Raw genomic sequence first — 21,032 nt, forward strand, 5'->3', positions numbered from 1 at the left:
CGCGTTGGCGTGCCGGGTTTGGCGCATTGTTTTGTCGACCACATGGACAAAGGTAGTCGGAATCGTACTTTTACGTGAAACAGAAAACACTCAATGCGGACCATTCTGATTTTGTTTGCCCACCCGGCTCTGGAAAAGTCGCAGGTGAACAAGGCGTTATTACGGGCAACCGAGGGTTTATCCTTTGTGACGGTCAACGACTTGTACGAGGAGTATCCAGACTTTGAAATTGACGTCGACCGGGAGCAGGCTTTGCTGTTGGCGCACGATTATGTACTGATGCAGCACCCGTTTTATTGGTACAGTGCTCCGCCCATCATCAAACAGTGGGAGGATCTGGTGCTGGAGCACGGCTGGGCGTATGGCCGCATGGGTAAGGCTCTGACGGGCAAAAAAATGATGAATGTGATCACGGCGGGCGGTGGGCAGACGGCCTATCAGCCCACTGGTTTTAATCGGTTCTCGATTCGGGAATTTTTACGGCCCTTTGAGCAAACGGCGGTGCTTTGCAACATGACCTACCTGCCTCCGTTTGTGGTTCATGGCACGCACCGAATCACCCCCGAACAAACCGACAGCTACGTGGAGTACTATCGAACGCTGCTCACAGGCCTGGGCGAGGGGCGCATCCAACCCGAACAACTCTCCGCACTCACGTACACAAACGAATACATCATCCCTTCCCAAATCGTATGAGCCAATCTGTACTTATTCAGGCAGTTGTGTATCTGGCCGCTGCCGTAGTCTGCGTACCTGTAGCCAAGCGGCTGGGCCTGGGTTCAGTACTGGGCTATTTACTGGCGGGGGTGCTGATTGGACCGGCCGGACTGGAGTTGATCGGGACGGAGGGGCAGGACGTGATGCACTACGCCGAATTTGGCGTGGTGATTATGCTGTTTCTGATTGGCCTCGAACTCGAACCCGAACTCCTCTGGCGCATGCGCACGGCCATTTTGGGGCTGGGCGGTTTTCAGGTACTACTCACTATGTTGGGCGGTATGGGGCTGGCCATGGTGGCAGGTCTGGCCTGGCAGCCGGCCCTGGCTACGGGGATGATTTTGGCTATGTCGTCTACGGCCATTGTGTTGCAGATGCTCAAAGAAAAGGGGCTTACAGAAAGCAGTGCAGGTCGGAGTGCGTTTGCGGTACTGCTGTTTCAGGACATCGCCGTGATCCCTATTCTGGCGGTGATGCCCTTGCTGCAAACCTACCCCATAGCGGCTACCGGAGCCGAGGGTCACCATAGCCTGGTCGATCACTTGCCGGGCCTGTTGCGGGTGCTTGTGGTAGTGGGCTCGGTAGGGGGCGTGGTGGCTTTGGGCCGTTACGGAATGCGGCCTATTTTTCGGGTTATCGCCGGTACGGGCCTACGCGAAGTGTTTATTGCAACGGCCCTGCTGCTCGTTGTTGGGGTGGCCTTGCTCATGGAGCTGGTGGGCCTGAGCCCGGCATTGGGGGCGTTTGTGGCCGGGGTGGTACTGGCCAACAGCGAATACAAACGAGAGCTCGAAAGCGACATTGACCCGTTTCGGGGCTTATTGCTGGGACTGTTTTTTATCGCGGTGGGTACGTCTATCGACATTGCCCTGATTGTGGCCAACGTGGGCGTAGTGATGGGTATTGTCCTGACCATCATGGTGCTTAAGGCCGCGGTTTTGTGGGGGCTGGGAGGGCGGTTCAAGCTGGGCACCGATCAGAATCTGATTTTTTCACTCGCGCTGTGTCAGGTGGGTGAGTTTGCCTTTGTTCTTCTGTCGTTTGCGCAACAGAACGGTATTCTGGCGACCGATACCGTGGGGCTGCTGACGGCTTCGGTCGCGTTGACCATGGCCCTGACGCCCGTGCTGATGCTCCTGAACGAACGCTGGCTTTTGCCCCGCTTCGGTACCCGCGACAAACCGAATCGTACGGAGGACACTGTCGAGGAGAAAAACCCGGTCATCATTGCCGGCTTTGGTCCGTTTGGAAACACCGTTGGCCGCTTTTTGCGGGCCAATAACATCGGAACAACGGTATTGGATATGGACTCGGACCGGGTAGACCTGCTTCGTAAAATTGGCCTGAAGGTGTATTATGGCGATGCCTCGCGCTACGATCTTCTACGGGCCGCCGGTGCCGACGATGCCAAACTCATTGTGGTGGCTCTGGACACAACCGAACAATCGGTTGAACTGGTCGAAACGGTGCGTAAACACTTTCCGCACCTTCAGATTCTGGCCCGTGCCATGGATTGGTCCGACGCCTACGAGCTTGTTGATGCTAACGTTGCGCACACACGGGTCTACCGCGAAACGCTGGACACTTCCGTACGGATGGGCGTTGATGTACTGCGCGAATTGGGCGTCAGGGCGTACCACGCGCAACGGGCCGCGCACCTATTTATCAAGCAGGATTTAACCCATCTGGATGAGTTGGCGCAAGTGCGGCACGATGAGAAGATGTACTTCAACACCACGCGTCGGCAACTCCGTGAAATTGAGCAATTGATGGAGTTTAACGAGAAAAACCGCTGGCTGAAAGAGATCAACGATGGTTGGGACACCGAAACGTTGCGGGCCGAGGTAAAGAGTATTAAATAAACACGACATCGTCGATCACGCTCGTGCCCATGTCTTCATTGATGCGGGCTACCATTTTATGCTTGGCATTCACCAGCTCATTCCGAAGCGGGGCCGACGTGATTTCGATGTACAAAATCCGCTCTTTCACGTACAGCCGGGTTGTGCGCGAGGCAATCGTTGACCCCATCATTTTAGCCCAGAATGCTTCCAGATACGTCTCGTTGAAGCGTGACTGTAGCTGATAGTGTTTCAGCAGGCGGTTGATCGCTTCCTTCACGGTAGTGGTGCCTGGGTTGCGAATGGCGTTGTCTCGGTTGTAGCGGTAACTATCGTTCATACGGGTAAGTGAGCCGTTCGGGCGGGCCGTTGAGCAAAATTACACAACCGCGGCAAGGAATAGGCGGGGTCACCCTTTTTGATCTGAATTTTAACCGCCCCAACCCGCCCGGTGCCGACAACAAGCCCAACCGCGCGATTTGTAGAAATTGCGGGTTGCTGTTGCGCCCAACCGATTTAGGCTTTATACTTGCACCATCAAGTCAAACACCGCGCCACTAACTCCGGCGCCGTCGGGTTCGCCCGCATGGTTGATTTATACAGAAGCGAGGAGAGACCAGGCTCTACGAATCGCTGGCAACCTACCCACTCCGGCAAGGTGCTAATTCCTGCCCACAGCAAGGCGCTGATGGGAAATATAAGTTACAAATGGATAATGAACAGCAATTGATGACTCAGGCATTGTAAGGTCGTTGCGACCTGTTGAGGCATTCGTTGTACATTATACATTCAACAGTATCTATTCACAAACGCATGGCAACACCCTTGCACTTCGACACCCTGCAACTGCACGCAGGCCAGGAGGTAGACCCCACCACCAACTCACGGGCGGTCCCGATCTACCAAACCACTTCGTACACCTTCAACGACTCCGCCCACGGAGCCGACCTGTTTGCCCTAAAGGCGTTCGGGAACATCTACACCCGGATCATGAACCCCACTACGGATGTGTTCGAGAAGCGTATTGCGGCTCTGGAAGGGGGCGTAGCCGCTTTGGCAGTGGCCTCGGGGCAGGCAGCTCAGTTTATCGCACTGAGCAACCTCCTCAACGCGGGCGACAATTTTGTGGCGTCGCCGTTTCTCTACGGAGGGACCTACAACCAGTTCAAGGTGTCGTTTAAGCGGCTGGGTATCGAGGCCCGATTTGCCAAGAGTGACCGCGCCGAAGACCTGGCCGCGCAAATCGACGAGAATACCAAAGCCATATACATAGAAACCATTGGTAATCCGGGTTTTAATATACCCGATTTCGACGCCATTGCCGAAGTAGCCAAACAACATGACCTGCCCCTGATTGTCGACAATACATTCGGTGCGGGTGGGTATCTGTTCCGGCCCATTGAGCACGGGGCCGCTGTGGTGGTTGAGTCGGCCACGAAGTGGATTGGCGGCCACGGTACCAGCATTGGCGGGGTTATTGTCGACAGTGGTAACTACAACTGGGGCAATGGTAAGTTTCCGCAGTTTAGCCAGCCCTCACCGGGGTATCATGGCATGGTATTCAGCGATGTATTTGGTGTTGGTGGGCCGTTTGGCAATATTCAGTTCATTATTCGAGCCCGTGTAGAAGGCCTGCGCGACTGGGGCCCGGCTATCAGCCCGTTCAACTCATTTATGCTCTTGCAGGGCGTTGAAACCCTGTCGTTGCGGGTCGACCGGACGGTACAAAACGCGCTGGCCTTAGCGCAGTGGCTCGAAGGGCATGAGCAGGTTGAGTACATCAACTACCCCGGTTTGCCGAGCAGCACGTATCACGAGCTGGCCAAAAAATACCTGAAGCGGGGCTTCGGGGGCGTGTTTACGTTCAAGGTGAAAGGAGGCAAAGAAGCCGCCGACCGCTTTGTGAACAGCCTCAAAATGGTGAGCCACCTGGCCAATGTGGGCGATTCAAAAACGCTCATCATTCACCCGGCAACCACCACGCACCAGCAGTTGAGCGAGCATGAGCAGGCGAGTGCAGGTGTTGAGCCCGGTCTGCTGCGGGTATCGGTAGGTACTGAGCATATCGACGACATTAAAGCCGATTTCGAGCAAGCTTTTAACAACTAACAACGAACAACGAGCAGTGAACAATGAGCAGTAGTTAGTGAAATTTCTGATTGACAATCTACCGCTATTGTTTGTTGTTCACTGTTAGTTGTTCGTTGAGCACTGCTTACTTTTCTGTCTCTTGAATTATTTCGACTATAAATATTCGTTTCCGCTCGAAGCCGGGGCTACGCTACCGGGCTTTCGACTGGCCTATACTACGTTTGGAACACTTAATGAGGAGCGTTCCAACGTGATTTGGATATGCCATGCCCTGACGGGCAATGCCGACCCGACCGATTGGTGGAATGGTATGGTAGGGCCGGGCCGCTACTACGACCCGGCGCAGTGGTTTGTGGTGTGCGCCAATATTCTGGGTTCCTGTTACGGGTCGACGGGGCCGCTTTCCATCAACCCCGAAACCGACGAACCGTTTTACCACGATTTTCCGGCTATCACGATCCGCGACATCGTCCATGCGCTCGATTTACTCCGGCAGGAGCTGGGCATCGACCGGATTCATACCTGTCTGGGTGGCTCTGTGGGGGGGCAGCAGGCGGTGGAGTGGGGTATTCTGAAACCGGGCCTGATCGAAAACCTCATTCTGATTGCGACCAACGCCGTGCATTCGCCCTGGGGAATTGCCTTCAACGAATCGCAGCGGATGGCCATTGAGGCCGACCCAACCTGGACCGAACGCCGACCCGATGCGGGGGCTGTCGGTATGAAAGCGGCCCGCTCTATTGCGCTGCTCTCGTACCGCAACTACGATACCTACGGGTTCACCCAGGCACTCGACAATAACGAACAATTGGATAACTACAAGGCTGCTGGTTATCAGCGATATCAAGGCGAAAAGCTCGTGTCGCGTTTCAACGCCTTTACGTACTGGACGCTCTCGAAGGTAATGGATTCGCACAACGTGGGGCGCAACCGGGGGAGTATCCTGAAAGCTTTGGAACAGATCAAGGCTCGCACGCTGGTTGTTGGTATCCGGTCTGATGTGTTGTTCCCGCCCGCCGAACAGCAGTTTCTGGCCCGGCATATTCCGAACGCCGTCTACGAAGAAATCGACTCGTTGTACGGGCACGACGGTTTTCTGATCGAATTCCGGCCGCTGACGCAGATAATCCGGAAGTGGATGGGAGCCGAGAAAGTAGGGGAGAAGGTGCTGACAACTTAAATTACTCGTCGACACTGCGTTGCAGCATCATACTGCCAATCAGCAGAATGAGTCCGATCTGGAGGGCTGTCAGAATTAGGATATAGCGGGTTTTCTCGCGGGCCTGCTCCAGAACGTCTTCGCCCACGGTGAGTTGGAGCGTGGCCAGTTTATTGAGCGAATTGAGTAGTTGCCCAAACGTATCGAGCAACGTTTTGGAGTACACATCGGCCGCTTGGGTCGATACACGGGTTAGGGCCTCGGCCTCGGCCTTGTTGTAGTCGGACAGTTGCTGCTGAAACAACCGAAGCTGATTGGCTTCTTCAGAGGTTAGCTTCGTTTTTACGTAGTCGGTAATGAGCGAATCGACCCGCCGGTTGTCGGCTTTGACCCGTTCCTGAAGGGCTACTGTCGGCGCCCCTTCCGCCGGTGGAGTGCTTTCGAGCATCATTCGCTTGCGGTAAACTGCGGATGTCAGGTTGACCACCAAAGCCGTGGGAACCAAACGATCTTCGTAAATGGATGTGGTCATCTGGTGAATGTCGACCAGGGCGCGCCGACACAGGAATACACTTACCAGAATCAGGCCCAAAAAGCTGGCAAAGAGTATAATATCCCGTAAGGTAGTGGGCCGAGATTTCATGGTAAATAAGGCTGATGGACAGGTGAAATAGGCGAAATGTATGCATTCAGAACGGGAAGAAAAAAGAAAAGTTGTAGTCTATACCCGGATCGTTCTATTCGAAGAGCCTGCATGAAGGACTATTTCCGCTCTCGATGTCTAAAATTTGGCCGTACCTGAGTACAGCGATGCGCTGAACTTTTTCCTGAAAATATTTCCTTTTCCAAAGATTCTTTTGTTGGATGATATTTTTTGCAAATTTTCAACAAACTTGCCATCTGTTTGGAAAAATAAAGAGCTAGAGGCCGAATGAGTGAAAGAGTGATAAAAAAACTCACCTCTCTTTGTTCGTAAACCTGCGCGCTCTTTCCTTCTTTATACGTTTTCACTCCTGCGCTATGAAGGATTACATCCGCCCGATTAACCGCCTGCTTGTTGCCAACCGGGGCGAAATCGCCATCCGCATCATGCGGGCCGCTACCGAGTTGGGAATTACCACTGTTGCGGTGTACACCTACGAAGACCGCTACTCGCTGCATCGCTATAAAGCCGATGAAGCGTATCAGATTGGTCGTGATGAAGACCCCCTAAAACCTTACCTGGACGTAGAGGGGATCATAGCGCTGGCGAAACATAAGAAGGTCGACGCTATTCATCCGGGCTACGGTTTCCTCTCAGAAAACGTAACGCTGGCTCGTCGCTGCCGGGAAGAGGGTATCGTATTCGTCGGACCGTCGCCCGAGGCAATGGATGCGCTGGGCGACAAAGTGCGGGCCAAAAACCTGGCTACCTCGGCCGATGTTCCTCTGATTCCCGATTCGCGGGAGGAAAACATGTCGCCGGAGCGGGCCATGGAAGAAGCTACCCGGATCGGCTTCCCGATTATGGTGAAGGCTGCCGCCGGGGGAGGTGGTCGCGGTATGCGCGTGGTGCGGAACGCGGAAGACTTCGAGAAAGCGTTTACTGAAGCCAAGAACGAAGCAAAAAATGCTTTTGGCGATGATACGATCTTCCTCGAAAAATTTATTGAAGACCCCAAACATATTGAGGTACAGCTCCTGGGCGATACACACGGTAGCCTGATCCACCTGTACGAACGGGATTGCTCGGTACAACGGCGTTTTCAGAAGGTAGTCGAAATGGCCCCTTCGTTTGGCCTGCGGCAGGAAACCCGCAACAAGTTGTACGAGTACGCCTTGAAAATAGGCCGGGCTGTTAACTACTCCAATGCCGGAACCGTTGAGTTTCTGGTCGATAAGCACGAGAATATCTACTTCATCGAGGTGAACCCCCGGATTCAGGTGGAGCACACCATTACCGAAGAAGTGACAGGTATCGACCTTGTGCGGACGCAGTTGCTCGTCGCGATGGGCTACAAGCTGTCGGACAACGGAATCTATATCAACCATCAGGACGAGGTTCCGCTCAACGGCTACGCCATTCAGTGCCGGATCACGACGGAAGACCCTGCCAATGGTTTCAAACCGGATTTTGGCACCATTATCGCCTACCGCAACGCGGCTGGTTTCGGTATCCGTCTGGATGAAGGCAGTAGCTATCCGGGCGTTAAGATTTCGCCCTATTTCGACTCCATGATCGTGAAGGTTTCCTCGCGGGGCCGGACGCTCAAAGGAGCTGTGCAACGCTTGCAGCGGGCGTTGGTAGAGTTCCGGATTCGGGGGGTGAAAACGAACATTCCGTTCCTTCAGAACGTAATTGCCCACCCCATTTTCCAACGGGGCGAAGCGCGGGTGTCGTTCATTGAGAGCCATCCCGAACTTTTTAATCTGCGTATCCCCGGCGACCGCTCAACGCGGGCGTTGAAGTACCTGGCCGAGGTGATTGTCAACGGTAATCCGGAGGTTAAGAAAGTTGATAAAACAAAGGTATTCCGTACACCTGCCGTACCAATTTACGATCAGTACGGGGCTTATCCGAAAGGCAATCGCGACCGGCTCAATGAGCTGGGTCGGGAGGGATTTGTGCAGTGGCTGAACGATCAGAAGTCGGTTCTTTACACGGATACTACCTTCCGCGATGGCCACCAATCGTTGCTGGCTACCCGCGTGCGGACGCAGGACATGCTGAAAGTCGCCGAAGGGTTTGCCAAAAATCACCCTGAGCTCTTTTCGATGGAAGTGTGGGGCGGGGCTACCTTCGATGTGACCATGCGTTTTCTGCACGAGAACCCCTGGAAGCGGCTCGAAGCCTTCCGGGAGGCCATGCCCAACATGCTGCTCCAAATGCTTTTCCGCGGCTCTAACGCCGTTGGTTACTCGGCTTACCCGGATAACCTGATTGAGAAATTCGTGGAGAAATCCTGGGAAACGGGCATCGACGTGTTCCGGATTTTTGACTCGCTCAACTGGGTAGAAGCGATGAAAGTGAGCATCCGCGCCGTTCGTGAGCGAACCAACGCACTCGCCGAAGCAGCTATCTGCTACACCGGCGATATGCTCAACCCCGACAAAAATCACAAGTATAACCTCCAGTATTATCTGGATCTGGCCCGTCAGCTCGAAGACGAAGGGGCCCATATCTTGTGTATCAAGGATATGGCTGGCCTGCTCAAGCCGCTGGCCGCCCAGGTCTTGGTGAGCGAACTGAAAAAAGCGGTGAATATTCCGGTACACCTGCACACGCACGACACAGCGGGCATTCAGGCAGCTACCTACCTGACCGCGATTGACGCCGGTGTCGACGTGGTCGACTGCGCTCTGGGTGCGCTTTCGGGCCTGACCTCGCAGCCGAACTTCAACTCAGTGGTGGCCATGATGCAGGGTCACGAGCGCGAATGTCCCATCGACCTGGGTTCGTTGAATGCCTACTCCAACTACTGGGAGGATGTGCGCGAGTATTACTATCCGTTTGAGTCGGGTATGAAGGCCGGTAATGCGGAGGTGTACGAAAACGAAATCCCCGGCGGCCAATACTCGAACCTGAAACCACAGGCCATTGCCACGGGGCTGGGTGACAAGTTCGAAGTGCTGAAAAAGAATTACGTGGTGGTTAACCAGTTATTCGGCGACATTGTGAAGGTGACGCCTTCGTCCAAAGTAGTGGGTGATATGGCAATCTTCATGACCGCCAACAACCTGACCGCTAAGGATGTGCTGGAGCGGGGCGAGTCGCTGGCATTCCCCGAATCGGTGAAGGAGCTGATGAAAGGATTGCTGGGTCAGGCGCCCGGTGGTTTCCCCGAAGACATCCAGAAAGCGGTGCTGAAAGGAGAGGAGCCGCTGACCGGCCGCCCGAACGAGCACCTGGCCCCGATTAACTTCGATGCTGACTTTGAGCAGTTCCAGCAGAAGTACCCTCGCAACGAAGGCTTCACGGATTACCTCTCGTACCAGATGTACCCGAAGGTGTACGACGAGTACTACAAGGCGCGTCAGGAGTATGGCGACGTTAGCATCATCCCGACGCCCGCTTTCCTGTACGGCCTGAAAGAGAACGAAGAAATTCTGATTGAGATAGCCGAGGGCAAGAACATTCTGGTTCGGTTGCTGTTCAAATCGGAGCCCGATGAGCTGGGTATGCGGACGATCACGTTTGAACTGAACGGTCAAAGCCGTCAGGTGAAAGTGCGCGACAAATCGTTGAAGGTAGATAAGGCCCAAAACCAGAAAGTGAGCAAGCCCGGCGACGTAGGGGCGCCCTTACAGGGTCGCCTGACGCGGATTCTGGTGAAGCCCGGCGATGTGGTGAAGAAGAATCAGCCTCTGTTTGTGATCGAGGCCATGAAGATGGAGAGTATCGTATCGGCACCCAATGCCGGCACCGTGAAGCAGGTAGTATTAAAAGAAAATACCACTGTGGAGCAGGACGACTGGGTACTGGAATTGGCATAACAACAAAAAATCCCCGGCCTCACAGCCGGGGATTTTTTGTTTAGCGGAAGCCCATCTGCACCATACGGAGGCTTTCGAAGGCTTGTCGCTGATTATATTCGTTGGTCATCGAACGACTGTTTAACAGGTCGACAATGGTGCCAATGCCACAGAAGCCGAGCGTCAGAAAATACAAAATACCCATCCCGATCTGTCCCAGAATAAACCGGTGAATCCCCGCAAACCCGGCAAATCCGGCCAGTGCCACAATCATAATGGTCTGGTTATCTTTGCGTTTGGTACGATACAGGTACACAAACTGCTCTAGTTGCTGGGGAGTCAGGTCACGGGTGATACTCTGGATATAGTTCAATTCTTCGGGTTGCATGTCGGGTAAGTACAGCAACGGATTCGGGTTTGCGGAGTTCATTGTATTTGGTGTTTGTTTGTTGAGTCAAATTTGGCGAGTTGCCACACACGATTCAACAAAATCAGGAGAGCCGGAATGGCGAGCGGATGACTGGCCCAGGATTCGGCTAAACGGCCATGTAACAAATGACTCACCCCATGCCCCAGCCCGCAACCGGGGCAATGCTCGAACCCAGCCGCCCGAAATACGCACACGGAGTAATGCGCCGATTCGACCTCGGAAAAGGCCAGCCACAACAGGCCACCCACCCAAACAAACAGTTCGAAATAACGACCAAAGCGAGTCATGGCGGCTCCAGGTTAGGGTACGCTTACAACCAGGGTCGGCGCTTTTTGAAGGCGCGTTTCAACCCGAGTACCAGCAGCACGGCTCCGATAAGGCCAAACAAGAGGGCCAGCTGACCCAGATTCAGAATAGCGAATACAATGGCCACCAAAATCACAAATACGGAGGCTTTGAGCTTCCAGTCGATGCGCTGCCACCAGTTGAGTTCCTCGCGGAGCGGCAGGCCCAGCGATTCCCGGATTCGGTTGCCCAGTCGTAGCTGACTTTTCGGTTTTGGGCGGGGCCGGGGTTGTTCAGATACCGCTTGGCTCGACTCGCGCATCAGCCGCTCGACCCGCTTCAGCCGGTTAGCTGCCCGTTGTTCGGCCGGGGTGGCAACTAACGGAGCAGCACTGGCCAGAAGCAAAGCCGGATCTGGCTCGGTTACAGGCTGATTTTCTTCGGAAAGCTCAGTGACGGATTCCGTTGTGGCAGTAACGTCGGTACGGCTGAGCGTTAGGGTGTCGGGTTTAGGCGAGGCCATCGGCGACGTAAACCGGGGGGCTGGTGTGCGTTGAACAAGGGCATAGGGCCGTTGGCAGGCCGCAAAACAAACGAGAACAAACAGGCTACTCAGCAGCAAAAAGGGGTTTCTCATAGAGCAGGAACGCGACATTGAACGCTCGAAAATCGAAAGTACAACGAACTTCAAGGCGGTAATCTTATCGAACAACAAAAAATGGAGCGGGCGGGGCAATGCCGGGTTCCGAATTGGGTAGGTAAAGCGGCCTCAGGTGCTGCTTTCTGATACGAAACGCTTTCAAATCGATCATGAATAATTTTGGTTTTCAATCGCGACGGCACTTTCTGTCGACCGTTGGCGGGGCTGCGCTCACCTTGCCCGCGCTTACCGATGCCCTGGGACAGCCTCTGCAAACCCGCAAACTGGGCATCGCACTGGTCGGGCTGGGTTACTACAGCAAAAATCTGCTGGCTCCCGCTCTGCAACAAACACAGTACTGCCGATTGGCGGGTATTGTGACCGGCACCCCGGCCAAAGCCGATGAGTGGATGGCTAAATACAATATACCGAAAGCGAACGTCTACGATTATAAAAACTTTGACCGCATTGCCGATAACCCCGACATCGACATTGTGTACGTGGTGTTGCCCAACTCCATGCACACCGAATTTGTAGTGCGGGCCGCTCAGGCGGGTAAGCACGTGATCTGCGAAAAACCGTTGGCCATCACCGAAGCCGAGTGCGACCAGATGATTAATGCCTGCCGAAAAGCCAGCAAGCAGTTGGCCGTTGGGTATCGGCTGCACTACGAGCCATTCACGCAGGAGGTGATGCGGCTGGGGCAGCAAAAAGTATTTGGGGCCGTTAAGTTTGTGGAAAGCAGCGATGGGTTCCGCATTGGCGATCCGAGTCAGTGGCGGATGAAAAAGGCCATGGCGGGCGGTGGGCCGCTGATGGATGTGGGCATTTATGCGGTTCAGGGCGCCCGCTACGTGACGGGCGAAGAACCGATCTCGGTAACCGCTCAGTTCTCGGCCAAAACCGAGCCACAGAAATTTAAAGAAGTAGAAGAGACCATGTCGTGGCAGTTCCGGTTTCCGAGCGGGGCCATGAGCAACTCAACAACCAGCTACACGGCCGGCGTGGAGCGGTTGTACGCATCCTGCGAAAAAGGTTGGTTTGAGCTGTCGCCCGCTTTTGGGTATGGCCCGCTCAAAGGGCGCACCAGTAAAGGACCCATCGAAATGCCCGTGGTGAACCATCAGGCGGCCCACATGGACGGTGTATCGAAAACGTTGATGGAAGGCAAGCCTTTGCCCGACCACATTACCGGCGAAGAAGGCAAGCGCGATGTTCGGTTGCTACAGGCAATCTACCGCGCTGCCGAAACCGGCCGAACAATTAATTTGAAATAAAGGAATAGAGGAGAAAGGAAAAGGGAGGAAGGGAAAAGACAGCGAATTCGCTTCTTTCTCCTTTCCTCCCTTTTCCTTTCTCCTCTATTTAATACGCCGTCCGGTCACGGGCGGCATCCAGGTCATTATATTTTCGGTCGAGGCCCTCGGTCGATTTATGGTCCGACCGGTCGCCGTGGGCGGCCTCCTGGGCTTTTACGCTGCTCTCGTCCATGCTTTCGCGGGGCTGACTCATCATCTGAGCTGTTTCCTGAGGCCGCTCGCCCGGTTGGTACGACGAATCTTCTTCGCCCTTCACATCATACGGGTGCGTGGAATCGCCGGTTGTCGGGTGGCGGTCCATACCTTCGTCGGCTGCGTCCGAAACGGCATCGGGGCCGGCCTCCATACCGTCGTACTGATTTCCGGGCTCCAGATCATCGGTCGAAAGAGGAATCTGATCGGCTGGCCGGGGTTCGATGGTGGCCGTGTACGACAGCTCACCCGTGGCAGGCCAGCCTGTTACGTGGGTCGTACTTTGCTGAAAACCAATCTGATGGGACCGGTCGGGCTCGGTAGGCTCCTGAATTTCGGGCTGATGCGGCTGCGGCTGACCGGGCAACGGGGTAATTTCGGGAGCCGGGTCGGGCGACATCGGTGGCGTGGGTGTATCGGGGCCTGCGGGTACCGGGTTGTTAGGGTCGGGCGTTGAGGGCAAATTAGGAACCATGTCGGCAAACACGCCAAAGCTGCCCGTAGCCGTGTTGTTCATGTCGGCCCCGTTGGGCTGCACCCGGTCGGTTGGTGTGCTGTTGGTGGCCCCGCTTGCGGTGTTTGCCTCTTGCGCGGGCAAACCCGTATTCACCGTTGAGCCTGCGTCGGGGTTGCCGGTTATTTCGGCCTCTGCATGCGGGTTGTCGGGCATCTGATCGGGGTCAATGGTGTTGCCCGTGCGCAGGGCGGCATCCGAATTTTCGTAGGTTTTCTGGTCGTACCCCTGCAAGCTCCGCTCTTCGTCGCTGCTGTAGCGATTGCGGAGCTGTTCGTCCATCACATCGTCGTTCGTATCGCCGATGGGGGTGAGTTTACCATCTACTAATTTGACCATGTTGGTTTCGGCCTGATCGGCTCCGAACATGGTTTCGGCGTTTTCGTTGGAGACCATATTGGCCTGCTGAGCGCCGTCGGAAAGGGCTGATGAGTCTGCCATAACAGTTGAGTTGGTTGAGTGAATTGCGTACTCTGTTTTCTATAAACCCTACCTGCCGACAAAGGTTTTGGCTGGTCTTTTGCGGGATGGCATTGATTTTGCTCTGAGGCTTCATAGCTCAACAAAAGGCTCGTTCAACCAATGTCTTATTCCATGAAACGACTTTACGGAAGTATCTTGCTCCTGTGGCTGGTAAGCCTTTCGGTACACGCACAGAAGAGCTTTATTTTACAGCATCAGCCCAAAAACGGATTTTTTTCGATCAGTAGCGGGGTGAGCCTGCCCACGGGTAAGTTTGGTCTTTGCTCTACCCGCGACGAAGAGGCCGGCCTGGCCAAACAGGGAACCATGGCGAGCATTTCGGCTGGCTACCGGGTAGCGGGACCCGTTGGGCTGATGGTCCGGTACGAAATTTTTCGCAACCGGGTGCACGAAGAAGCCCTGCTCGACGGGGTGTACCGCATTAATGGCGACACCTGGACGGCCAACGCCGGTTTCTGGGCGATTACCTCGCTCACGGCCGGGCCGTACGTCAACATCCCGGTGGGGCGCTGGACCATTCAGGCGCGGGCTACCATGGGGCAGGCCTCCGGTATTTGCCCCAGCACCAGTTTAAACGGCCGGTTTATGGATATTCCGATGGCGATTGAAACTAGTGAAGTTCGCTCAACGACCCGCTCGTACAATGGTGGCCTTACGCTGCGGTACCGGCTCGGCCGGAGCACCGCCCTGCAGTTTAATACTGATTACAGCCGTGCCGATTTCACGTTTTCCGACATGAAAACGGTAACCAGCACGGGCCTTGGTCGTGGGCAGACAAGCCTTATGACCAGCGTAAAGCCGATTAGTGTCGTGAGCGTATCGGCGGGGCTTACCATTCTGTTCGGTAACCGAAGCCGGGTATTTTAAAGAACTCGACTCGAAACGCGTTTACAGTCCGTAAACCGAAAGTAACGATTCATCGGTCCATTTGGCTGGTACGTCCGCAAGGGCGCTGGGGGTTCATAAAGAGGGATGTAGTTTTGATGCGATAGTCAACCGCACAGTAAACAACAACCTCCTTATGAACCCCTCTTTGCTGCAAAAAATTGCTCAGTTAGGTCTCTCGGCCCGGTCGCGCCAACAAGCCCCTGCCGGGTTAGAACTCCCCTTTCCGAAAGGCCGCCGGTGGGTACCTCTGTCGGCCATTCTGATGCTCGAAGGCACGAGCAACTACACCCTGCTTCACTTCCGCGACGGTTCGCAACTACTCGTGGCCATTACGCTCAAAGCACTGGCCGACCGATTGCCCGCAGGGTCGTTTGCCCGGCCGCATCGGAAGTACATGTTCAACTGGCAGTATATCAAGGCTGTACACCGGCCTGAGAACGAGGTTGTACTGGCAGGTGGTATTCGGCTGCCGATTGCCCGCCGACGGCTGACCGAGTTTATAAACGAGTACCGGGGGCACCTGCACGCCTGAGTGTAGCCCCCAACAGCCGGACCGGTTGGTCTGCAGGTATCTATTGGCCTGCGGGCCAACCGGTTTTTATTATAAGGTACCCCCAAATTCGACCGTTTGTCCAGTTCCGGTGACGTTCGTCGGTAATCGGTTTGAACCCCACGTTTGTTGCCGTAGTTTAGTACCATAGTTTGGACCCTTACCACAACGGCCATGACACCGACACGAAAACAAGCCCTGATTCGGCGTGTAAAAGATATCACGCTCGGAACAACCCTCACTGTAGCCCTGCTCAATGGCTCGGTGCTACTTCAGAGCTGCGGAGGCAGCAATGACGATGGGTACGCCGACTCCGGGCAGGCTGATACGCAGACCGAGACGTATAAGAAAGGGGTGCTGTCGTACATCACCGAGACGGCCCCCGGCAATTTCAAAATCACCGACGAGCAGCAGGTAGGCCCCGAGCGCGCGGGGGCTATTGTGAGCTATTTCGACGGGCACCGCGATACGCTTAGCGTGGCCGCAGCGCAGGCGCTCGTGCGTAACGACCCCTCTACCAGTCAGTATTTCAATAATCCATCCGGCTATAATCACGGCAGCGGTTTGGCCAATGCCCTGCTGTGGGGTGGGTTGGGCTACATGATCGGGCGGCAGTTTATGGGCAGCGGCCCCAACTTCGACCGCGACCGCCGGTACAGTCAGGGGGTTTATACGAACCCGAGTGTGTACGCCCGGTCGAGCGATATTGGCCGCGAGGTGAGCCGCTCGCGGGTGGTCACCAGCCGACCAAGCGGGAGCCGGGGTGGCTTTTTCAGCCGGGGCCGCAGTGGCGGTTTCTCGTCGTAACCCATACGGGCTCTTGTAGCCTGCTTTTCACGTTTTCTTCACCATTGTCGATGATTCAACTTAAAACACTATCCGTTAGCCCCGACAAGCAGCTCCGCAACATTGGTTGGGACTGGATGCTCGGTACCGATACCGTTCCTTATCTCACCAACGAAGTGGTGACCGTTTCTGAAGCCGACGTTGATGCGTATCACGATGCGGCCGCCGAGTTATTCGAGATGTACGTTGCGGCCGCGCAGCACGTGATCGACCGCGACCGTTTTGCGGAACTCGGGATTCCGGCCAATCTGGTCGAGCTGATTCGGCACTCGTGGGACGACGACCGGCAGATTCACCTCTACGGCCGGTTCGACCTGGCCATGACCGACCGGGGCGTGAAGCTGATTGAGTTTAATGCCGATACCGCAACCTGCCTGCCCGAGACGGCCGTAGTGCAGTATGCGCATTTGCGGGCCAACGACCTCGACGAGTCGCGGCAGTTCAACGCCGTGTACGAAACGTTGGTGGGGCAGTTCCGATACCTGCGCGAGCAAAACCCCGACCTCGACCCATCACTGCTACTCTCGACCACCCGCGACACCGACGGTAACGGCATTCCCGAAGATGATGCCAACGTAGCGCTGATTGCCGAGGCCGCCCGCGAGGCTGGCTTCGACACCGCCATTGCGTACATTGATACCGTCGATTTCTCGGCCACCGAAGGCATTTTCCGGCAAGACCCGTTCAGTGGACGGTTTATCCGGTATGATTACTGGTTTAAGCTGGTACCCTGGGAAGTGATGGCCGAAGATGAACCCGATTTGTGCGCATTGCTCACGCAGGCCGTACGCAATCGGCGCACACTGGTGCTCAACCCGGCTTACACGCTGCTGTTCCAGTCGAAGTATATCCTGAAAATTCTGTGGGAGCTGTACCCAAATCACCCGTTACTGCTGCGCACCGAAACCGGACCTCTGACAGATGTGCCGAGTGTGGAAAAGGTGATTTTTGGGCGTGAAGGTGCTAATGTACGTATTCTGGAGACGAGCGGGCAGGTTCGGCTGGCCGCCGATGGCGAGTACGGCGATTACCCCAAAGTGTACCAGCAATATGTTGCCTTCCCGACCGATGCCGCCGGGCATACCTATCAGGCCGGTGTGTTTTACGCGGGCGAACCCTGCGGGCTGGGCTTCCGGCGCGGAGGGCTTATCCTGGACAATGGGGCTCAATTTGTCGGCCATATGGTTGGGTAGTGCGGGGTGCGAAAAAAATATTGCCCCCGTTCCAACCCTTTGCCCTAACCGGGAATCCTACTACTGACAATCGAGAGAGGTTTCGTAAGGCAAGATTGTTATCATAGCTCAGAACGCGAGTCGCCCGGCCAAATTTGACCGGGCGACTTTTTGTTTTCAGGGCGATAACTAAGCTGGTGTTATCGGTTTCTCAGTAGAGGACATTCGGACCTCAGATACCAGACGTTAGACCTACTACCATTCTGTAGAGAAGTCTAACGTCTAGTGTCCAACATCTAATGGCCAGTTTTATTGACCAAACAGAATTTTGTTCGTTACGTCCTGTTCGATCGTGATGTAGCCAGGGTAGTCGATAGCTTTGTTACCGAGGTCGAGGGTCGGTTTGATTTTAATCGTCACCCGGGATGCTTTGGTATCATCAGAACCCGCCAGATTGCTCACAAACTGCGCGAAAGCATCGCGGGTTTTGGCATCGGTGAGCAACTGAAACGCATTGGCGTTGATCTTAATCGGGACCACGGTTTGTCCACCGCCAGCCGGTACGGCCACACGCTGGTTAATGAACCCGTTGAACAACTCCTGACCAGCCAACAAAATGCGGTATTCCAATTGGTTGATGGCCGCGTTGCGGTTGGTGGGGTTCGTAATGCCCAGATTAATGCGGGCGTCGAGCGGAACGTTGCGGGTGAGCAAACCGGCGGCAATGCGTGGATACTTAACCGGGTTGAAATCGCTCATATCCTTCATATTCCGAAACTGACGGATGTCGTAACCCGCCAGAGTGATGCTATCCGCCGATCGGATAGCGTATCGGCAATCGCCTAAGGCTTTGGCTTCTGTTAGTTGGCGGCTCACCCCGCAGCGCGTCAAAAGAAGGGGCAACAGAGCCAGTGAAAACAGCAGGAATCGTTTCATAAGTCATACATGAGTTAAATTGTGGATCGACCCAGTGATAGCCGTCCACCGGTTCTTAACCTAAGACAACCCGCAATTGTGTTGGTTTAATAGCGAACCTCCAGGTAATTGAGCGAATGAACGGGCACGATCCGGCGAACAAATTACGCAAACAGGGTTATATCCATAAAGGGGCACCCGCATTGCGGCCCCATTTCCCGAAAAAACCATGCAATTTCAAACCATAAACCCCTATACCGGTGGGGTATTAGCCGAGTACCCAGCGCATACCGACGCCGAAATTGATCAATTACTCACACAGGCCGATGCGCAATTTGCCCATTGGTCGGAAGGGCCATTTGCCGTTCGAGCGGCCTGTTTTCGGCGCTTGGGTCGCCTGTTGCGCGACCGGCAGGAAGAACTGGCGCAGCTGATGACGGCCGAAATGGGTAAGATCATGGCCGAGTCGCGGGCCGAAATAGAGAAGTGTGCCGGGCAGTGCGACTATTATGCCGAAAACGCTGAGACCTTGCTACAGCCCGAAACCATCCCGACGGAGGCCCGGCAGAGTGGCTACCGGTACGAGCCGGTGGGCGTGGTGCTGGCCATCATGCCCTGGAATTTTCCGTTCTGGCAAGTGTTTCGGTATGCTGTACCGGCTCTGATGGCGGGCAATGTTACCCTGCTTAAACCGGCTCCCAACACGCTTGGCTGTGGATTGGCTATCGAAAAAGCGTTTCGGGACGCGGGCTTCCCCGAGGGGGTGTTTGCCTGCCTTGTGGCCGACGTACCCGCCCTGAAAGCGGTGATCGAAGACGATCGCGTGGGCATGATTACACTTACCGGCAGCGAGCGGGCCGGGGCGTCGGTGGCGGCATTAGCCGGTGCGAACATCAAAAAATGCGTACTCGAATTGGGCGGTAGCGACCCCCTAATTGTACTGGCCGACGCCGATCTGGACAAGGCCGCGCAGGCTGCCGTAACCTCGCGCATGAGCAATGCCGGTCAGGTGTGTATTGCCGCCAAACGGTGGCTGGTCGAGGAGGCTGTTGCTGAGGCTTTCACCCAGCGCGTTGCCGAGCTGATCCGGGGTATCCGACAGGGCGACCCCTTCGACCCCGCCGTGCAGATGGGTCCCATTGCCCGGCTCGATTTGGCCGAGGGACTTGAAAAACAGCTACAGCAGGCACTGGCGCAAGGTGCCCAATTGCTGGTGGGTGGCCAACGCAACGGTACTCAAATGCAGCCGACACTTCTCGGCAACGTGCGCCCCGATAACGTGGTGTTTCAGGAGGAAACCTTCGGACCACTGGCAACGATCACGGCCGTTGCCGATGCCGACGAAGCCGTGCAACTGGCCAACGCGTCGCGCTACGGGTTGAGTGCCGCCATCTGGACCGCCGACCTCGACCGGGCTGAGCAACTGGCCCGGCGGCTGCGGGTGGGCAGTGTGTTTGTCAATGCGGTGGTCCGGTCCGACTCACGGCTGCCGATTGGGGGCGTGAAGAAATCGGGGTACGGTCGCGAACTGGCAGGGCCGGGTATTCGGGAGTTCTGTACGGTCAAAACGGTTTACATAGCGTAGTCGCGACGGGCTGCCGGGGCTTGGTTACGCGCATTTGTAGAGTAGGGGAGCGTTTACCGGGTGGATAGAAATGTGTATTTTTACCCACTCACCCCCGTTTTACGTTGTCATGGTTAATGCCCCCCGCTCGGCTTCGTCAACCCCTCATCACCCTCGCCGTACGCGTTTGCGGCTGACCATGTACCGGGTTCTGGAAACGTCGACCGGGAAAAAGAGGGGCATGAGTCTGGTTTTCAACGTAGTGCTGGTTACCATCATCACGCTCAATGCGGTGGCTATTGTGCTGCATACCGTCGAGTCGATCAATCGCAAGCATGCTGTGCTGTTCCGCGATTTTGAGTTCTTTTCGGTTATGTTTTTTACGGTTGAGTACCTGTTGCGGATATGGGTATCGGTCGAAAACGAGAAGTACCGGCATCCGGTCTGGGGGCGACTACGGTACATGGTTTCCACGTCGGCCATCATCGACCTGCTGGCCATTTTTCCATTCTATTTCAGTCTCTTTGCGACCGATCTGGCCATTGTCCGTATCCTGCGGATCTTCCGTATTTTCCGGTTGTTCCGTATCAGCCGGTACTCGCATGCGGTTCGGCTTATTCAGCGGGTGGTGGCCGACCGGAAGGAGGAGTTGGTGCTCAGCGTGATGTTTATTCTGTTCATGCTCATCATCGTGTCGAGCATTATGTACTACGTGGAGCACCCGGTGCAGCCCCAAACATTTTCGAGCATACCAGCAACCATGTGGTGGGGAGTCAATGCCATGGCTACGGTTGGGTACGGTGATATTCACCCCATTACGCCTTTAGGAAAGCTACTGGCGGGTATTGCGGCCATGATGGGTATCATGCTGTTTGCCTTGCCAACGGGTATTCTCACGTCGGGGTTCCTCGAACACCTGCGGCTTCAGAAAGGGGCGCGTAATTACTGCCCGCATTGCGGTAAGGAGATCTGAA

At 55.3% G+C, this 21,032-nt stretch carries 19 protein-coding genes and 1 riboswitch; of the genes, 12 read left to right on the forward strand and 7 right to left on the reverse strand.

Annotation, left to right across the window (positions count from 1 at the left end; genetic code table 11):
* Positions 1-93 precede the first annotated feature (93 nt).
* Together kefF and RUDLU_RS0120580 are read left to right on the forward strand one after the other, a co-directional pair.
* Positions 94-696 (forward strand): glutathione-regulated potassium-efflux system oxidoreductase KefF, encoded by a 603-nt coding sequence (kefF, locus tag RUDLU_RS0120575; RefSeq protein WP_019990317.1) that lies wholly within the window; start codon positions 94-96, stop codon positions 694-696.
* A complete protein-coding gene (locus tag RUDLU_RS0120580; protein ID WP_019990318.1) occupies positions 693-2,579 on the forward strand; it encodes a monovalent cation:proton antiporter-2 (CPA2) family protein in 1,887 nt (628 codons plus the stop codon). Before kefF ends, RUDLU_RS0120580 begins: the two co-directional genes overlap by 4 nt.
* On the opposite strand, the gene RUDLU_RS0120585 is transcribed toward RUDLU_RS0120580, so the two are convergent.
* On the reverse strand, positions 2,572-2,898 hold the full coding sequence (locus RUDLU_RS0120585) for a DciA family protein (protein WP_019990319.1): 327 nt from the start codon (positions 2,896-2,898) through the stop codon (positions 2,572-2,574). The two genes, RUDLU_RS0120580 and RUDLU_RS0120585, sit on opposite strands and share 8 nt — an antisense overlap.
* Before the next feature lie 252 nt (positions 2,899-3,150).
* Positions 3,151-3,262: riboswitch (SAM riboswitch) on the forward strand.
* Between the two features lie 109 nt (positions 3,263-3,371).
* On the opposite strand from RUDLU_RS0120585, the gene RUDLU_RS0120590 reads away from it, so the two are divergent.
* Together RUDLU_RS0120590 and RUDLU_RS27865 are read left to right on the forward strand one after the other, a co-directional pair.
* A complete protein-coding gene (locus tag RUDLU_RS0120590) occupies positions 3,372-4,667 on the forward strand; it encodes an O-acetylhomoserine aminocarboxypropyltransferase/cysteine synthase family protein (protein WP_019990320.1) in 1,296 nt (431 codons plus the stop codon).
* Between the two features lie 121 nt (positions 4,668-4,788).
* Positions 4,789-5,829 carry a homoserine O-acetyltransferase family protein gene (locus RUDLU_RS27865; RefSeq protein WP_019990321.1) on the forward strand — a complete coding sequence of 347 codons (1,041 nt, stop codon included), beginning with the start codon at positions 4,789-4,791 and terminating at the stop codon, positions 5,827-5,829.
* 1 nt (position 5,830) lies between these two features.
* On the opposite strand, the gene RUDLU_RS0120600 is transcribed toward RUDLU_RS27865, so the two are convergent.
* On the reverse strand, positions 5,831-6,451 hold the full coding sequence (locus tag RUDLU_RS0120600; protein ID WP_019990322.1) for an MCP four helix bundle domain-containing protein: 621 nt from the start codon (positions 6,449-6,451) through the stop codon (positions 5,831-5,833).
* A gap of 377 nt (positions 6,452-6,828) precedes the next feature.
* On the opposite strand from RUDLU_RS0120600, the gene RUDLU_RS0120605 reads away from it, so the two are divergent.
* Complete coding sequence (locus RUDLU_RS0120605) at positions 6,829-10,281, forward strand: pyruvate carboxylase (RefSeq protein ID WP_019990323.1); 3,453 nt, start codon at positions 6,829-6,831, stop codon at positions 10,279-10,281.
* Positions 10,282-10,321: 40 nt separating this feature from the next.
* Here RUDLU_RS0120605 and RUDLU_RS0120610 read toward each other — a convergent pair whose 3' ends face one another.
* The 3 genes from RUDLU_RS0120610 to RUDLU_RS28910 are packed head-to-tail and all read right to left on the reverse strand — an operon-like array spanning position 10,322 to position 11,612.
* Entirely contained in the window at positions 10,322-10,690 is a 369-nt protein-coding gene (locus RUDLU_RS0120610) for a TM2 domain-containing protein (protein ID WP_019990324.1), read from the reverse strand.
* Positions 10,687-10,977, reverse strand: coding sequence for a DUF2752 domain-containing protein (locus RUDLU_RS0120615; RefSeq protein ID WP_019990325.1), 291 nt, complete (start codon positions 10,975-10,977; stop codon positions 10,687-10,689). Before RUDLU_RS0120615 ends, RUDLU_RS0120610 begins: the two co-directional genes overlap by 4 nt.
* 23 nt (positions 10,978-11,000) lie before the next feature.
* Entirely contained in the window at positions 11,001-11,612 is a 612-nt protein-coding gene (locus RUDLU_RS28910) for a hypothetical protein (protein WP_157580305.1), read from the reverse strand.
* Between the two features lie 173 nt (positions 11,613-11,785).
* Here RUDLU_RS28910 and RUDLU_RS0120625 point away from each other — a divergent pair, with 173 nt between their 5' ends.
* Positions 11,786-12,892, forward strand: coding sequence for a Gfo/Idh/MocA family protein (locus RUDLU_RS0120625; protein ID WP_019990327.1), 1,107 nt, complete (start codon positions 11,786-11,788; stop codon positions 12,890-12,892).
* An 88-nt stretch (positions 12,893-12,980) separates the two neighbouring features.
* Here RUDLU_RS0120625 and RUDLU_RS0120630 read toward each other — a convergent pair whose 3' ends face one another.
* Positions 12,981-14,081: a hypothetical protein gene (locus RUDLU_RS0120630; RefSeq protein WP_019990328.1), complete on the reverse strand. Its 1,101-nt coding sequence runs from the start codon at positions 14,079-14,081 to the stop codon at positions 12,981-12,983.
* Positions 14,082-14,234: 153 nt separating this feature from the next.
* Here RUDLU_RS0120630 and RUDLU_RS0120635 point away from each other — a divergent pair, with 153 nt between their 5' ends.
* The 4 genes from RUDLU_RS0120635 (at position 14,235) to RUDLU_RS0120650 (ending at position 17,600) form a co-directional block, all read left to right on the forward strand.
* Positions 14,235-14,990, forward strand: coding sequence for an outer membrane beta-barrel protein (locus tag RUDLU_RS0120635; RefSeq protein ID WP_019990329.1), 756 nt, complete (start codon positions 14,235-14,237; stop codon positions 14,988-14,990).
* Between the two features lie 154 nt (positions 14,991-15,144).
* Positions 15,145-15,543 (forward strand): LytR/AlgR family response regulator transcription factor, encoded by a 399-nt coding sequence (locus RUDLU_RS27875; RefSeq protein ID WP_019990330.1) that lies wholly within the window; start codon positions 15,145-15,147, stop codon positions 15,541-15,543.
* A gap of 192 nt (positions 15,544-15,735) precedes the next feature.
* Positions 15,736-16,368: a Cj0371 family chemotaxis-regulating polar lipoprotein gene (locus RUDLU_RS0120645; RefSeq protein WP_019990331.1), complete on the forward strand. Its 633-nt coding sequence runs from the start codon at positions 15,736-15,738 to the stop codon at positions 16,366-16,368.
* Between the two features lie 50 nt (positions 16,369-16,418).
* A complete protein-coding gene (locus RUDLU_RS0120650; RefSeq protein ID WP_019990332.1) occupies positions 16,419-17,600 on the forward strand; it encodes a glutathionylspermidine synthase family protein in 1,182 nt (393 codons plus the stop codon).
* A 288-nt stretch (positions 17,601-17,888) separates the two neighbouring features.
* Here RUDLU_RS0120650 and RUDLU_RS0120655 read toward each other — a convergent pair whose 3' ends face one another.
* Positions 17,889-18,515, reverse strand: coding sequence for an LEA/WHy family protein (locus RUDLU_RS0120655; RefSeq protein WP_019990333.1), 627 nt, complete (start codon positions 18,513-18,515; stop codon positions 17,889-17,891).
* Positions 18,516-18,723: 208 nt separating this feature from the next.
* Here RUDLU_RS0120655 and RUDLU_RS0120660 point away from each other — a divergent pair, with 208 nt between their 5' ends.
* On the forward strand, positions 18,724-20,079 hold the full coding sequence (locus tag RUDLU_RS0120660) for an NAD-dependent succinate-semialdehyde dehydrogenase (protein WP_019990334.1): 1,356 nt from the start codon (positions 18,724-18,726) through the stop codon (positions 20,077-20,079).
* Between the two features lie 109 nt (positions 20,080-20,188).
* Complete coding sequence (locus tag RUDLU_RS0120665; RefSeq protein WP_083940671.1) at positions 20,189-21,031, forward strand: ion transporter; 843 nt, start codon at positions 20,189-20,191, stop codon at positions 21,029-21,031.
* Position 21,032: the final 1 nt, after the last annotated feature.

The organism is Rudanella lutea DSM 19387 (assembly GCF_000383955.1).
Lineage (GTDB): Bacteria > Bacteroidota > Bacteroidia > Cytophagales > Spirosomataceae > Rudanella > Rudanella lutea.

Excerpts from the sequence above, each read along its gene's own strand:
- kefF (WP_019990317.1), top strand. The coding sequence starts at position 94 with ATGCGGACCATTCTGATTTTGTTTGCCCACCCGGCTCTGGAAAAGTCG.
- RUDLU_RS0120580 (WP_019990318.1), top strand. The coding sequence starts at position 693 with ATGAGCCAATCTGTACTTATTCAGGCAGTTGTGTATCTGGCCGCTGCC.
- RUDLU_RS0120585 (WP_019990319.1), bottom strand. The coding sequence starts at position 2,898 with ATGAACGATAGTTACCGCTACAACCGAGACAACGCCATTCGCAACCCA.
- RUDLU_RS0120590 (WP_019990320.1), top strand. The coding sequence starts at position 3,372 with ATGGCAACACCCTTGCACTTCGACACCCTGCAACTGCACGCAGGCCAG.
- RUDLU_RS0120600 (WP_019990322.1), bottom strand. The coding sequence starts at position 6,451 with ATGAAATCTCGGCCCACTACCTTACGGGATATTATACTCTTTGCCAGC.
- RUDLU_RS0120605 (WP_019990323.1), top strand. The coding sequence starts at position 6,829 with ATGAAGGATTACATCCGCCCGATTAACCGCCTGCTTGTTGCCAACCGG.
- RUDLU_RS0120610 (WP_019990324.1), bottom strand. The coding sequence starts at position 10,690 with ATGAACTCCGCAAACCCGAATCCGTTGCTGTACTTACCCGACATGCAA.
- RUDLU_RS0120615 (WP_019990325.1), bottom strand. The coding sequence starts at position 10,977 with ATGACTCGCTTTGGTCGTTATTTCGAACTGTTTGTTTGGGTGGGTGGC.
- RUDLU_RS28910 (WP_157580305.1), bottom strand. The coding sequence starts at position 11,612 with ATGAGAAACCCCTTTTTGCTGCTGAGTAGCCTGTTTGTTCTCGTTTGT.
- RUDLU_RS0120625 (WP_019990327.1), top strand. The coding sequence starts at position 11,786 with ATGAATAATTTTGGTTTTCAATCGCGACGGCACTTTCTGTCGACCGTT.
- RUDLU_RS0120630 (WP_019990328.1), bottom strand. The coding sequence starts at position 14,081 with ATGGCAGACTCATCAGCCCTTTCCGACGGCGCTCAGCAGGCCAATATG.
- RUDLU_RS0120635 (WP_019990329.1), top strand. The coding sequence starts at position 14,235 with ATGAAACGACTTTACGGAAGTATCTTGCTCCTGTGGCTGGTAAGCCTT.
- RUDLU_RS27875 (WP_019990330.1), top strand. The coding sequence starts at position 15,145 with ATGAACCCCTCTTTGCTGCAAAAAATTGCTCAGTTAGGTCTCTCGGCC.
- RUDLU_RS0120645 (WP_019990331.1), top strand. The coding sequence starts at position 15,736 with ATGACACCGACACGAAAACAAGCCCTGATTCGGCGTGTAAAAGATATC.
- RUDLU_RS0120650 (WP_019990332.1), top strand. The coding sequence starts at position 16,419 with ATGATTCAACTTAAAACACTATCCGTTAGCCCCGACAAGCAGCTCCGC.
- RUDLU_RS0120655 (WP_019990333.1), bottom strand. The coding sequence starts at position 18,515 with ATGAAACGATTCCTGCTGTTTTCACTGGCTCTGTTGCCCCTTCTTTTG.
- RUDLU_RS0120660 (WP_019990334.1), top strand. The coding sequence starts at position 18,724 with ATGCAATTTCAAACCATAAACCCCTATACCGGTGGGGTATTAGCCGAG.
- RUDLU_RS0120665 (WP_083940671.1), top strand. The coding sequence starts at position 20,189 with ATGGTTAATGCCCCCCGCTCGGCTTCGTCAACCCCTCATCACCCTCGC.